At 30.7% G+C, this 15,222-nt stretch carries 9 protein-coding genes; 2 read left to right on the top strand and 7 right to left on the bottom strand.

What is annotated here, in order from left to right:
- Positions 1 to 70 precede the first annotated feature (70 nt).
- Positions 71 to 673: a heme ABC exporter ATP-binding protein CcmA gene (gene ccmA / locus ACFEL1_RS08265; RefSeq protein ID WP_375331037.1), complete on the top strand. Its 603-nt coding sequence runs from the start codon at positions 71 to 73 to the stop codon at positions 671 to 673.
- On the opposite strand, the gene ACFEL1_RS08260 is transcribed toward ccmA, so the two are convergent.
- From ACFEL1_RS08260 to ACFEL1_RS08230, 7 genes are all read right to left on the bottom strand, one after another.
- Positions 654 to 2,192 carry an Npt1/Npt2 family nucleotide transporter gene (locus ACFEL1_RS08260; protein WP_375331036.1) on the bottom strand — a complete coding sequence of 513 codons (1,539 nt, stop codon included), beginning with the start codon at positions 2,190 to 2,192 and terminating at the stop codon, positions 654 to 656. The genes ccmA and ACFEL1_RS08260 overlap by 20 nt on opposite strands.
- Positions 2,193 to 2,300: 108 nt before the next feature.
- Positions 2,301 to 6,299, bottom strand: a complete 3,999-nt coding sequence (locus ACFEL1_RS08255) for a pentapeptide repeat-containing protein (protein WP_375331035.1) — start codon at positions 6,297 to 6,299, stop codon at positions 2,301 to 2,303.
- A 282-nt stretch (positions 6,300 to 6,581) separates the two neighbouring features.
- On the bottom strand, positions 6,582 to 8,174 hold the full coding sequence (locus ACFEL1_RS08250; RefSeq protein ID WP_375331034.1) for a transporter substrate-binding domain-containing protein: 1,593 nt from the start codon (positions 8,172 to 8,174) through the stop codon (positions 6,582 to 6,584).
- Between the two features lie 27 nt (positions 8,175 to 8,201).
- Positions 8,202 to 9,551 (bottom strand): exodeoxyribonuclease VII large subunit, encoded by a 1,350-nt coding sequence (xseA, locus tag ACFEL1_RS08245; RefSeq protein ID WP_375331033.1) that lies wholly within the window; start codon positions 9,549 to 9,551, stop codon positions 8,202 to 8,204.
- 316 nt (positions 9,552 to 9,867) lie between these two features.
- Complete coding sequence (locus ACFEL1_RS08240; protein ID WP_375331032.1) at positions 9,868 to 12,687, bottom strand: PD-(D/E)XK nuclease family protein; 2,820 nt, start codon at positions 12,685 to 12,687, stop codon at positions 9,868 to 9,870.
- 12 nt (positions 12,688 to 12,699) lie between these two features.
- Positions 12,700 to 13,116 (bottom strand): DedA family protein, encoded by a 417-nt coding sequence (locus tag ACFEL1_RS08235; RefSeq protein WP_375331031.1) that lies wholly within the window; start codon positions 13,114 to 13,116, stop codon positions 12,700 to 12,702.
- Entirely contained in the window at positions 13,116 to 13,706 is a 591-nt protein-coding gene (locus ACFEL1_RS08230; protein ID WP_375331030.1) for a hypothetical protein, read from the bottom strand. The genes ACFEL1_RS08235 and ACFEL1_RS08230 overlap by 1 nt, the downstream gene beginning before the upstream one ends.
- A gap of 153 nt (positions 13,707 to 13,859) precedes the next feature.
- On the opposite strand from ACFEL1_RS08230, the gene ACFEL1_RS08225 reads away from it, so the two are divergent.
- Positions 13,860 to 15,137 (top strand): MFS transporter, encoded by a 1,278-nt coding sequence (locus ACFEL1_RS08225; RefSeq protein WP_341762337.1) that lies wholly within the window; start codon positions 13,860 to 13,862, stop codon positions 15,135 to 15,137.
- The last annotated feature ends 85 nt before the right edge of the window (positions 15,138 to 15,222 follow it).

The raw sequence follows: 15,222 nt of genomic DNA, 5'->3' as shown, positions 1-15,222 counted from the left end.
TCATTTAACTTAACTTGAAAAAATAAATATTTGAAGTAAATTATATAAAAACTTTCTTAGAATCGTATAAATGCTGTCATTTGAACAACTAACTCTTATTATAGACGAAAAAACTATCTTCACTAATATTAGTATGACTTTTTTACCATCATCTATAGTTTATTTACAGGGAGCAAATGGTTGCGGGAAGACTTCACTACTTAGAATTGTAGCTAATATACAAAATCCAACAAGTGGCAATGTTTTGTATAGATCATTGAACTGTAAATATTTAAAGAAACCTTATTGTAATTATATTGGACATAATCTTGGATTAAAATCCCAAATAACTGTATTAGAGCATCTAAAATTTTGGTCTACAATTTATGATTCCCTTGAAGCTTTAGAATCTTCGATATACTATTTCAAGTTACATAATATTTTGCATGAGAAATGTTACAAGCTGTCTGCTGGTAACCAAAAGAAAGTTGCCTTAGCAAAACTCATTGCTTGCCAGTCAAATTTATGGCTATTAGATGAAGTAGAAGCAAACCTAGATCAAGAAAACAAAGAATTACTATATAACTTGATTATTTTGAAAGCAAATAATGCTGGAGTTATTGTGGCTACCTCCCACTCTGATATAGGTATTAAGACAGCACAAATAATCAACCTTAAGGATTATAATTGTTAGACCTTAGTAAGTTTTTGTAATATCGATTTAAGACTTTTACACCCAAAATCCAAACTACACAAACAACAAGAAAAACAGCCATAAGAAAACCAGCTAGATCGTTATGTACAGTATTTGGGAAAATACTGAAAGAGACAAATTGAATAATTGCTCCAGAAGATTTTCCTACTTTGTATCCAAGTACATCTACTGCTGCCTTTCCTTTAGTTTTCATTTCATTATCAAGAGGTATATATACCATTTCTTTAGTAGAATCAAACAATGAATATTTTACGCTTTTCCCTAAAACATGCCACAAACCACCTACAAAAACAATTATCATTAATGGAGAAAGATAACTAAGACCAGTCATAATTGCCATTAAAGGTTTTTCTAGTACAACAAAGGTAAAAAACATCATACCTGATAACAGTGTTACGATAGGGGTGATCACTGCTCCCCAAAACCAACCACAGCTTCTAACTAAACTACTACCTAAAAAAGCACAAATTAAAGTAAATGCTCCAGTCCAAAATAATACCTCACCGTGATAAGATATAAAGGCTTGAGTACTAGGGTATAATTGCTTGGTTTTAGACATCCATAATCCTTCAATTAGGTTAATTGTCATGGAATATGAAATCATTAACACACAGATAATTCCTAAATATTTAGATGTAAAAACTATTTTGCTGCTTTCAAGTAACCCTAGTTTTAGTATATCGGTTCTTTTATTTTTGAATCTAATATTTTTAGTAGTTTCTATAATTTTCAATTCAACAAATCTATGCAAGATTAAACAAATTAGACCGGAAATTATAATGATTAGCATAAACGATTTAAGGAGAATTTCTGTTTTGTCGTTAAGATGGGAAAATAGAGGTAACAAAAAATGTTCACCTTTGGCAAAATATATAATTATACTGCCAGATATTAGTAAGTTAGTTTGACCAAATAAGGAAAAAAACGTATAAAATCTTGGGGCTTCTTCAATACTGGTAATCTTATTAGCAAGTTGCCAGTATAATAGTGTAAATACAATTACTGGCCACAACTCCCCCATTATATAAAATAACACAATACTCCATTTTCCCCAAATGATGATAAACCATTTTAAATGTGGAAGTACGGTAACATAATATTCTATTACTTCAGGATCTGGATGAAAATATTCCCGGTATGGAAACAACACAAAAGCAAATAATATGAAGAATCCCAAGAAAAAAGATACTACTATCCTAAACACTTGCTCAGTTGTCATAATATTACAAAGTTTGGAGTAAAGAATGACAAATAAGACACCCATAGGCATCTCACCCCAAAGTTTTATAAAGCTTAAAACTTCCGTACTAATTAATGTCACTACCAAGCTATCTTTGATACTACGTACTAGATTTTGGTTAAGGAGAATACAAAACATTAGTAAAGCCATAGGTACAAACTTTACTAACTCATTAGATCTAATAGGCCAAACAACATGTCTAAATTTACTATTTCTAGCCCTATTCCACATATTGAAAGAAGAATTTACTGCATCCATTTAATACCCATGTTCATTTCTAAGCAACCTAAACTATAAAAAAAACCATGTCAAGTGGTTTTATAATTTAATACATCGCTTCTAGCTAGGCTAAGATTAACATATACCTTATATTACGCTTCCAGTAATTGTTGTTTGTTTAGACTTGGGAGATGGCAAATGTTTTATATCGCTGTTAGATGTCCCATTTGGCACAACATGTTTAGATACACTATCCTTTATATCATTAATGGCCATTGCACTATTCTTGCTTTTAGTACTCTTTGCCACATAACTGGTTGCTTCTTTACCTATTTTTCTAGCCTCACTTTGAACATCTTTTTTATGTTCAGGTAATTTCGTTTTCTCGTCAAAACTAACCTGATCAAACGTAGCTTTACTAATTGCCTTGCTCTTAGACTTAGAGTCTTCTGAAGTAAATTGTGCCTCAGTCAAATCCGTGCCTTTCATAGAAATATCTTTAAATGTTAGCCCACTTATATCGCCAACAATTTTAACATTATCTAAAGTTATTTTATTATTTGCATGATTTTTATTATATTTATTAATTGCAGGCAAAAGAGTTTTTAAAGATTTTGCATCAATAGTTGCCCCTTCAAAACTAATTTTATCTTTAAAAATAGCTCCTTTAAAAGAGCAATTGCTAATTTCACTATTTTGAAAAGAACGTTCTTTAAATATCGCCTTATCAAAATTAAACCCATTAATTATAACATTTTCAGTAGGTATCGGATTTTCTTTGTCAAAAACCAAACCTCTGAAATCTTTACTTATTAGAGAATATTCTACAGTTTTTGAGATTGTACCAATATTGGTGGCATCAGCTTGTTGTTGAAGTAACTCACTTAAATCAAGTTTCCCTTCATCTATTTGCTGAGAACTTTGCTGAACACTCTGCTGAGAATCTTTATCAGAAAAACTAAAACGAACTTTGCCTAAAGATTCACTCCATTTTTGTCTACGTGTTCTCAGTGAGGTAAAACTTCTTTGTATTAGGAATCTAGCCCCTTCCACTAATGTTTCTGATACTATTCCTAGTAATTTCTTGTCAGATAATAATTTGAATATCCCGAACATAACCATGTTATAATTACCAGTCTTAAATTGTTCGGCTATCTTTGTTAAATCTGGTATCTTTTTGCTAGCTAACTCAATAATTTCCTGACCTTTTACTTTTAAATTCCTACCCACAACTGTCGTATTGAGAAATTCATCAACCACAGCACCAAATCGGTCAGCATTCTTGCTAAGAAAATTTGGAATATCTTTATCAATTATTTTCCTCACATCTACATTTTCTGGTTTATTTATAAAATCTAAAATAGAATCTGCTACTGTAACAGCTTGAGCAATTTTCTCTTGTTCAGGACTATTTACTAGGTCTTGAATTTTAGTAATAATAGTTGTTACCCCCTCTTTATCTTTTAAAGTAGCATTAACCAAATCAGTTGCTATTGGTAATATTTGTGGGACAATATCAATAGCTAACTCAGCCATCTTTAATACTAGCTCAGGTTTAACTCCAGCAGGATCTAGGCTAGCTTTAACCTCTTTTTGCTCAGTTACATTTTTTGTAACTGCTAAAATAGTATCTTTATTTTGTTGTAAATAAGCAGGGATACTCTGAGTTAATAGAGGAGTAATATTTTGAGCAATTCTACCTACATCATCAATTATATTAGACAAAATTTCTAGCGTAGCTTCATTACTAGTTTCATTACTAGCTTCATTTTGGTACTTAGCTAAATTACTATTAATTCTAACTAGCTCTGGCACTGTACTAAGACCATCTGACACTATATCGACAATTAATGGCACTGTAGCATCTATCAATTCTTGTGGTACACCATATCTTGCAATTTGGAGATTATTATTGCTAATATTATTAACTATAGCCTTGATAGCTTCTGTATTTGCTCTAAGTAAATTTGGCAAATCCTCCTTTATATTTTTCTGGACATCTGCATTTTCAAGTAATCCTATAAATTGTTTAATTAATCTTTCTGTAGCTTGATCTTTCAACTCAATATCACCAGTTTCCTGAGTTATTGTTTGTATATCTTGATAGAGTTCCTTTATTTGCTCTAGACTTAGTGCTTTCATGGTATTTTGTAGCACATCAATAGCTATAGGAATTACCTTCCCATAAAATTCAGGGTTCACATTAGCTAGCATTGGAACAATAGGTGATACTACTACTTTATAAATATCCTCCTTCTCTAAATTTTGAGTATTGCTTTGAGCTAAAGATTCAGCATTACTCTTTAGTGTTTCAAGCAATTTTGGCAAAACTTGAACAGCAATATTGGCAATCTCTGTTTTATTTTTTGCTAAAACATCCGGCAATCTCTCTTTTAGTGTTGTTAAGGTTGCATCTTGTAACAAAATATTAGGTAACTGTTTAACAATAGCAAGTTTTTTAGCTCCCCCTTGTTTATCTAAATGACTTACTTCCGAAATAGTTTTAGCCTCTCGTATTTTATCATCAGTATCATCCAATATAACTGGCTTTAAAGCTTCATATATATTACTAACCCCTGCATGGTTTGCTAAAACGTTACCAATAAGTTCTGACAGTACAGGTACTACTTCCGGTAATAATTCTTTTTCCATTCCTAAGCTACTAAGCGTTCCCTGCAGTTCTGTATTTGATCCAACGATTATTTGCAATGCTTTGGCTATATTTTCTCCATCATTAATTAAGAATTTAGATAGTATATCATTTTTTATAAGTACACTAAGATCTATTTTATCTAATATTGTAGCAAGTAAATCTTTTTTTACTTGAGGATCGTCAGATAAAGCTCTATCGGCAGTTAGCTGTACAATTTCTATAATATTTTCAGGATTTTTAAGTATCTCAATAACGGTATTTTTGACAATAGGTAACAATTGACTATTTATATATTTTTCATCAAAACCAGCTTTCTTTAATTCTTGTAATAAAATAGCCCTATCATACTTGGCTTGTAGAGATTTTAAAGAATCAATTTTTTCTTCTAATTCTTTAATTTTAGATTCTTTTCTTATTGTAGATGATTTTAGCTCTTGTAATTCTTTGTCTAGTTCCGGTAATTTCTGTATATCATCCTTTTTAGAGTTAAAATCTTTTTGTATCTCATCTATTTTCCCCAACTCTTTTAATGCAATCTTGGTAAGAATTGGAGCAAGATTTTCCACTAATCCATTAATTATTTCGACATTTTGAGTAAGAAATGTTTTTGTATCAGGATCTTGCAATAATTTTATAAAGAAAGGAGCGTTAGATGGATCATATTTTTCTTCACCATTTAATATTTTCTGCAATTTCTCTATTTCCTTAGCATAAAAACCCCCTGAAGTTATAACACCAACAGTTGTTTTAGCATGACTTACTGCAAATTGTATACCCTCTATGGCAGCTTTAAATGCCTGACCTTTACCAATACCTTTTTCTTTTGTTCTTGCCTCTGCTAAAGGAGATAATATTTTCTCTAAATGAGTTTGATCTTTTAAAATATCGCTACATATTTTAAAAAATTTCTCTTTTTCTTCTTGATAGGAAAGTTCTCGCTTTTGCTGTTGCTTTATCTCCTTTTTTTCTTGCTTTTGTTGTTGTTCTTGTTGCTTTTGCTGTTGCTTTATCTCTTTTTCTGCTTGCTTTTGCTGTTGTTCTTGTTGCTTTTGTTCCTGTTTTATCTCCTTTCCTGCTTGCTGTTTATCATGTGAGTTAACTAACTTGTTATAATCCTCTATCTCTTTGTTGCATGCATTAAGTTTTTCTTCCCATGACTTCAGTTGTTCTTTTGTCTTTTTTTCTTGAGGTTTTTGCTGAGGTTCTTGCCTTGCTAATGCAATTAACTCTTTATACTTAGTAATTTCTGCTAATAAATCCGCTTGCCTTTGCTCAACTAATTTTTTATATTCCTCTATTTTTTTTATCTTTTTTTCTATTTTTACTGATTGTTTGGCAATTTTTTCTTTATCTTTGAGGTTCTTTATATCTAATACTTCTTTTTCTTTTTTATAAATATTTTCTTGTAGATTTTTCAAAGTATGATTAGCCGATTTAAAAACTTGCTTGACGGCTTTAGTAAAGGTTGATACCTTATCATTTGTTTTACTCATATCTAATTCTCCTTTATTTATAGTTAACCTAAGAAGGTTTTAGCCATATGTTAATCTTAGCTATACGTCTATTAGCGAGGAGGCTGTAAGGTCGACGAAGCAATCCAGTAACATCATTTATTTATAGATTGTTTCCTAGATTGCTTCGCTTACGCTCGCTAATAGACGCTGGTGGTATAGGTGTTTGTAAACTTTCAACAGTTGTGGTATTGCCCCCGCGGGAATGATTGCATGGACTTCGTCCATATATGACATCAATTCTATCACCATTAGCTAAAAGAATCAATTCGCAATACTCCCATTATCCGAACGAAAAGTTAAGTTTGGAATATTATAGTAGTGAACTAAAAACCTACTGACAAAAGCACCTGCAATTACCGTAATAATAGAGTATTTTATTGTATTATAATTAGGATTATAAGCATAAGCATCTAATAATATACTAAAAATTCCACCCCATAATATAAATATTTCAAAATTAACTTCTCTAGGTATATACTCCATATTCTTGTCATGCTTACAAATTAAATTCCGCAATATTATACCAGCACTAGAAGTCAAACACGCAAAACATGGTCCCCAAAACTCTAACGGTTCAATTCTTTGTACAATTACGGTTACAACGCCAATTATCATAAAGGATGCTTGCCCTAAAGAATCACAAATAACAAGAGTATTACTCCATATTTTTTGGATAAAACTATCCTCATATAACTGCTTATTATAATAAGCTAGGAGTTTAACGGTAGAGAAGCCAACAAGTACCGTTATAAAAACACGGAAAGTATAATATGGAGTCAAAACAAGTTTTATATTATCACCATGGTGTACTATTATAATATCGAGTAAAATACATCCTAATAGAGACGGTAACATTGCTAATACAAAAGTACCAAACAACGTGGCATTTGTTTTAGAGGATATAGTGATAGCAGAAATCGCGAATGCTATACTCCCGATAACTCCAATAATATAACACCATTCTGAATCAATAGATTTTGGCAATAAAATATGATATATATAGCTTTTAACGATTTTTTTATATTCATCGCTATCGACAAATTCTTTTATTGAATCGTTAAACCGTGCGACTATGTTAGAAGATACAGTTTTCTTACTGAACATTAAATGTACAGGGGTTTTAATACCAGTAGGGATTTCTTCTATTTGATCTTTTTTAATATAGTTTAATGAAAGAGCTACCCCTGAAATTCTGTCAGCAAGAAACCCATCAATTTCATTACGTAGCAGCCCATTAAATAACTCTAGATTACTTCCATATTTAATGATAATATCATTATTATTCACCTGATTTAGGTAATCAGTCGTTCTTGCATCACCATAAACAGCTTTTTTAATTATACCAAGACGGAAATTTAGTAAACGTATCTGAGCTAAAAATTCATTTATATTACTAAAACTCAATTGTTTTTTTGCTGAACGTAAAGTAAATAAGGAAATTTCTTCAAATCGATATGGAAGAGAAAAATTGGCAAAGACTGCTCTCTCAGCAGTATAAGTAGCTCCCGCCACCATATCACTGTCACCATGCCCTATATTTGATATTGCTCGCTCCCACACAGAATCAGCATATTGTACGCCAATGCTAATTTTGCTACTAATACTATTGATTAATTCAATATCTAAGCCAGTAACACAATAGTGACCATTTTTAGCTATATGACTAAATTGGTAGGGTTCTAGTGGATACCAATCAACAAGCAGATTATCTTTATCAGACATTTCTTCAGTACATTGAGTAAAATATTTGTCCTGAATACTAGATAGTTGATTACTACTATCCTCAGGATTAGCAAAGGTAAAAAAGTTTTGCACAATAATAATAATCGGGATGATACTTTTAAGTACTTGCATTTTGCATTAGTTCTCCTAAATTAAGGTCTATTCCAAGTTTTTGCAGCATACATTAATATCACCGTCAAAGAACTTAATATTAAATTCTTGTTTTTTGCTTGCAACAACTTTTGATGTTATAAATTCTCCATCTTCTGATTTAATTACCGCAAAACCACGTTTTAGTACAGTTTTATAATCTAGACTTGTAAGTAGCAAATTATTTAAATTTAATTGATGCTCATAATTTTTTAACTTAGTGCTAATAGATTTTAGCATATAATTAGATTGATGCACTAATTCTAACGATTGATAATTAACTATTCTTAGAGGATTTAATATTTCTATATTAAGTGAGTCAAGTTTTGCCACTTTAAATCTGAGTAGGTTAGGCAAAGAATCTGTTAATCTAAAACTGAGTTCATCAAGAAGTTGTTGATTATAGTCTATATAAGTAGTTATACTCCTAAAAATGTCAGTATTAGAGTTAACTGCTTGCTGTTCATATTTAACTAGCTGATTAATACGACTGCATAATGCATCATAATACGAACTGATTGTATAATGTAAATTAGAAAGCACAGGTACAGCAAATTCAGCTGCAGCAGTTGGTGTGGGGGCTCGCCTGTCAGCTACTAAATCAATTAAAGTATTATCCACTTCATGTCCAACTGCAGAAATAATAGGAATAGCTGAATTAAATACGCTCCGTACTACTACCTCTTCATTGAAAGCCCACAGATCTTCTATAGACCCCCCTCCCCTTGCAACAATTATAACATCAGGTTTTATATCTTTATTTAATTCATTAAATCCTGAAATAGCACTAGCAATTTCACTTGCAGCATTTTCGCCTTGAACAGCAACTGGCCATATTAGTATATGAGATGGACAGCGGTCATTAATACGGTGTATAATGTCCTTAATTACTGCCCCAGTCATTGATGTAACCACCCCAATCTTATTAGGCAGAAAAGGTAGTGGCTTTTTTTGTTTATTGAATATACCTTCTTTTTCTAATCTCTCTTGCCGCTCCTTGAGAATTTGCATGATAGCACCAAGACCTGCGGGTTCGAGGACTTCTACCGATAGCTGATATCGTGAATTTCCTGCATACCCAGAAAGCTTACCTCTAGCTACCACTTCCATACCATCAATTGGTACAAACTTAATTTTTGCAAGTACAGGACGCCAACAAGTACAGGCTAGAATAGCTGTATTTTCTTTAAGATTAAAGTAACCATGACCAGAAGTTGCTATCTTAAGACCAGAAATTTCTCCCTTTACTCTAATATAACCAAAATTATTCTCTAGCAACTCCTTGATCTTACTAGAAATTTCAGTAACTGAAAATTCCTGATCTACTAGATTAGTAATAAAACTATCTTCTTCTAACATAATGATACACTGATTTGGATAGTGGATTTTGAAAATGATTTTATATAAGCATTTTAAACTAATAAATTCAAGAACAAATAGACAATTAGTAGTATTACCAAGTGTGCAAGTTTAAGTAGGTATAATAGTCCTCAATATTTTAAGGGTGATGTCCACAACTGTTGAAAGTTAAAAAATCGTCATCGCGATGAGCTTTGTAAGCCCTAAACCGTCATTGCGAGCGAACGTATGTGAGCGTGGCAATCCATGAAGCTCTTGTCATATAGATTGCTTCGTCGACCTACGGTCTCCTCGCAATGACGCCGGGCTATTTTCTTCATAAATCTCTCCTTGCCAAATGTGCATAGTCGTCATACTTTAGTAAATCAATATCATATGGAAAGTTTTTATTCGTTACATAATATTCTAGTACTCGCATCATCCCCTGTTTATGACGCTCTAAGTCTTCTTTCGTTAAGTCTATTTCCAAAGTTTGGATTATTGGTTTCGAGCTAGAAATTTTTACATAAGTAACCTGTTTAACGCTATGAACTTTTATAGCAAAACCACCTTCCTGTAACATTAAACCTCCAATGATTAGCTGCGGAGATAATCCGGCTTCTACATCTTTTTTACTCGGTAAGCTACCAGTCTTATAATCGATAATGACAGCTGCCCCAAGCTCATCTACCTCAATTCTATCAGCAACTCCAATTATTGTTAATTCTTGCCCTCCAATATTTAACGAAATTTCTCCTCTGCATTCTGAGTAAATATATTGGAAATCACTTCTGCGTTTTTCATCAAACTCAATAAAAGACTCAGCAATAGGAATAAATTTTATTTGCCAAATTTTTTGTGTATATGCTGGTAGAATAGTATTCTGTAAAATATTATTACTGATCTCCAATATTAATCCAATTTTGTTATTTTCTAACTTATCATAATTTTTAGAATATTGTTCTAAGACCTTATGAACAAAACTACCAAATTCAGATATTTTAGGCTCCTGCCCTATCATATCCTTGCTTCTCAAATTCAAAATCTTCTTAGCATAGAAACTATAAGGATTCCGTACTAACATTTCTATATCAGTAACTGAGATTATCTCAGGAAAGATCGTACTACCTATGCTAGCATTATGCTTTTCTATCATATTAACATTATTTGATACATCCACTAAGTTATTTTCTAATAAATATGTTAAATAATTTTCTGAAATCAAACTTTTCTGTAAAATAAATTGCAATTTTAATAATAAATTTGATGGTAACAAACCAGCTTTACTATCTTGTCTTTTTGCTCTAGTAATTATCACTTGAGCATTATGCAGAAATAAATAGAAATAATATTGATGTATGGTAGATCCAGTAGCAATATGTAATTTTTTAAAAGTCTGCTCATTAATCCACTGATTCACAGCTGATGACGAAGCTAAGCTCCCTTGATTAAAGTCGGCTAAAATTACTAGGTCAAATTTAAGTAACATTAAATCTTCAGCTTTACCAATAATTATATTTTTAGAATAATTATTATGTGCAAAATACTTACAACTAAACATTAAAGATTTAAGTAACTCTGGAAAGCATTTTTTATTACTTAATGTTAGATTACAATTATCTTTGATTAAGCTAGATAAAAAAGTTGATAGTTCAGTAGCAGGCTGTTCATACCAAATATTTGGATAAAGTTTTTCAACAATCTTAATCGAGGATTTTAATATTTTAACAAAACTACTACCACTACTTGTATAAAGTAAGTCTATTAGTTTCTTACACCACTTTATTAATGCATCATCATTGGTTTTTTCTACTAAATACAGCATCTGACTAGGCTGCCGTATGAAACGGTTCTTACCGCTCATTAATAGTTCTAATTTTGGTACTAATTTACAATTAATAAAAGGATTCTTTAATAGTAAGAATAACTTTTTTATATCAAAATCATTACATAATATTTCACTAACAGAAATTATTAGAGAACTAACTAGCGTTTTTGTTAAATTATCACCTAGTAAATCTTGAAATTCTAAAGAATATTTGGTCAAAAAATTACAGTAAAAACTCTTGGTTGTTTGATTATTAACAATAATAGCTATCTTCTTATCACTATATTGTTTGCAAATCAGGCTTATTTGTTCTGCTTCTTGAAAAATATCCTCAAGCTCAAAATATTTTATGCAATCTATAGACTCGCTAGTTTTTAAATCTTTATAGTCAATTGATGAGAATTTTGTAACGTCGTCTTCGATCACTCGCCTATTATCTATAGGCTTCGCTCCATCGTGCCTGCTATCTAATTCTCCTGAATTGACTATATCCTCAAAAATTATCTGATCTAGAATAGAATGATGTTGCTGTTCATTACCTAAAGGCTGAAAATCTGATAAATCTTTATTTAGAATTGTCAGTAATTTTTTTAGACTATATAAATAATCTTCTTCAGGATTATAATATTTTAATAAAGATATATTACTAATAGGCGGTAAAATTATAAAACCACACGGTGAATTAGCAACATTCTTTAAGAAATTCCATGATATAAGATTGTGACCTATGATGCCCGCTACTATTAAATTGGTATCAGCTCTTTTCAACCTTGCTATCTCTGCTTCCATCATAGTTATTTGATAATTTACACGATCTAGCAATCCTAACAATTCTATCTGTTTTTTCCATTGATGATGGGTATATTTAAGAAATTCATAAATAACATTCCAATGTTTTGATGGATTCATTTTTTCTATTTCATTTACAGAATCTATCGATAAATTATTACAAGCTAGCTGATAAAATAACTCAGCTATTGTTGAACAAAACTGTAAAGATTGTGTTATACTGAATTGTAGCTTAGGGTAATTATGGATGATTTCTGCTAATATAATTCTCTCTTGCAAAAACGTTATAGGTTCTAGATTTTCTGATGTAATACCAAATATTTCTTCACCTTCAGCCATAATATTAGAAAAAGGGATAATATTCGGTAAAATCGCAATATTTTGCTTCTTAATCAAAATATTTTGTAAATTTAAACAAGCAAAGCCACTCGGCAATATAATTTTAAGATTGCTAATAGATTCTTCAGCAAAATTATCTAGAATAAAATCAGCTACTATATCCAAAAACGATGAAGACGGGTTGACTCTATAAAGGTTCATTAAATTCTCCAATTATATCATACAAATATAATAACATAACTTGACAGCACCACTAATAGCTAAAACTCTTAAAAATTTTATTTTAGTAAAACCGGCAATTAAAGGAATAAATTTGCCCCATAACGGTATTATCGTAAACCAAAGTATAAATATGTTATATTTTAAAAAAAATTGGGAAAATGATTGGTGGTTAGTATGAACCTGTTCATTTTTAGAATAATAAAAAATTTTCAATAAGATCAAACCAAAGAAATAATTTATACTAGTAGCAAATAATGAAGCAATGGTGGCGACAGTAACTATTATTAAATTATTATAAACACCAAATATCCTCATAGAGTGAACGATTAATTCACTATCTAAACTTACAACTAAATTACCTACTAAACTATCAATAAATAATAACGAATATGCCTCAAACTGATCCATCACTCAAACTGGTTACAAACCACACCTTCAGATATAGCAGGTACTTCTCCTAATAATTGAGACCCCTCATCTTCTATTATAGGATGAGTAGCTATGAAATTGTTTAAACTCTCTATTCCTTTCTTAATTTTTTCATAATTGTCTTTATGTTCTTGATTTGGTGAATTATGAAATTTTTCAACTAACTTATCTATTTCTACAACCTCTTTAAAAGACTTAATGAGAGAAAAACCATTATTTTTTTTCTCATTGCAAAAATAATTTATATACTCTTCTACTTTCTCAGGTAACCTTAATATGAAGTCTGAAAATTTTTGTAACTGCAGGTTAGTAATTGCTGTAAAAACTTGTCCAATAAAATGAGGTGTTATTTCTTTTTCAAACAACTCACTTTGACTTGTTTTTAATACTTTAATAACGTCATTAGATGTGATAACTATTTTATAATCTTTATCAGTTTCATTTAATTGAGATTGTACAACTGACTTATCTTTATTCAAATCTTCATCCTTAAAAAATTCTTTATATCGAGCAAGCCAAGGCCCAAAAGCTGTTTTCTTAAATGTATCAAAATATCTTCTTAATTGCATAAAACCCCTTAATTAAAGCATATCACCTTATAATATTATCTTAATCTCGATATAACAGCAATTATAAATTCAAAAATAATAAATTTGACAAAATATTATCGATACTATAATTTGCTACCTTAAAATACAATATATTATAATTTAAATTTTCCTGTGGACAAAGCTTTATCCTTAAAAAAACCACTTTTACTATGGTCTCTTGCTACCCTGTTTTTTGCTTTTCAATTTATATTAAGACTCTCAACTGGAATTCTTAGAGAAGAAATTATACAAAAATTTGCCATTGATACCATAGCATTTGGTACGTTTGCTGGATATTATTATCTAGGTTATGCAGGAATGCAATTACCAATCGGCATAATGCTAGATAAATTTAATTTTAGGATTGTCACATTCTTATCTATCTTAGTTACCTCTCTTGGTACTCTAACTTTTGTTGCTAGCACTGATTTTAATTACTTACTCATTGGTAGATTTATGATTGGAGCTGGTTCTGCTGTAGGTTTTTTATCAGTAGCTAAGATTACTAGAAGCTCCTTCCCGGCTAAATACCATTCCTTAATGCTTGGATTCTCCTTTACCTTTGGCTTACTTGGAGCAGTATTTGGCATTACTCCAATGAAGCTATTATTTACACATTTTGGTTATGACGTAACTTTTAATAGTCTAGCTCTAGTTGGATTTATCATTGGACTAATGATTTTATTAGTAAAAACCGATGATATAAGAAGTAATTCTAATACTAGCGACTCCAAATCTTCAATATTGAAGCTCTTATTAAATCCTACTATTTTATTTATTGGAGTTTGTGGTGGTCTAATGGTAGGAGCATTAGAAGGTTTTGCTGATGTATGGGCTATTCCATTCTTCAAACAAGTTTATCAAATGAATGATATGGAAAGTAACTTGGTTACCTCATTCGTTTATATAGGTATGTGTTTTGGTGGTCCAATACTTGCACTTATTGCTAATTTATCAAAATCATCTAATTTTATAATAATAATGACTGGATTGCTAACGGTAGCAATTTTTACTATTCTATTATATTGTCCTTCATTAAATTTCTTTATTAGTAGTTCTCTAATGTTTTTATTAGGAGTTTTTTGTTGTTATCAAGTTCTAATTTTTACTGTTGTAGGTAACCTTGTTACAGATAAATCTGCTGGACTTGCTATTGCGATAGTCAATTGCATTAATATGTCATTCGGACATTTTTTCCATAAAATTATGAGTAATTTAATATCTTACAACTGGGATGGTCTACTAAGTGAATCAGCTGTACCTATTTATAGTCGCTTTGATTTTATTATGGCAATTTCTATAGTTCCAATTTGTTGCCTTATTGGAATCACCGGCTTTTACTACTTGTCCAAAAAGTCAAAAACTCAAATATCAATCAATAGGCTTGTGGAAAAGACTGTTTCAGCTTAAATAGTAATATTTTATAAAATATTACTAATAAAGCTTAGTGCAAATTATAATTGTTGTATACTACATAAACATAACCATTTGTCCT

This window comes from Candidatus Tisiphia endosymbiont of Oplodontha viridula (genome assembly GCF_964264865.1).
Taxonomy (GTDB): domain Bacteria; phylum Pseudomonadota; class Alphaproteobacteria; order Rickettsiales; family Rickettsiaceae; genus Tisiphia.
Note: the sequence above shows the minus strand (reverse complement) of the source record. Positions and strands in the feature narration are given on the sequence as shown.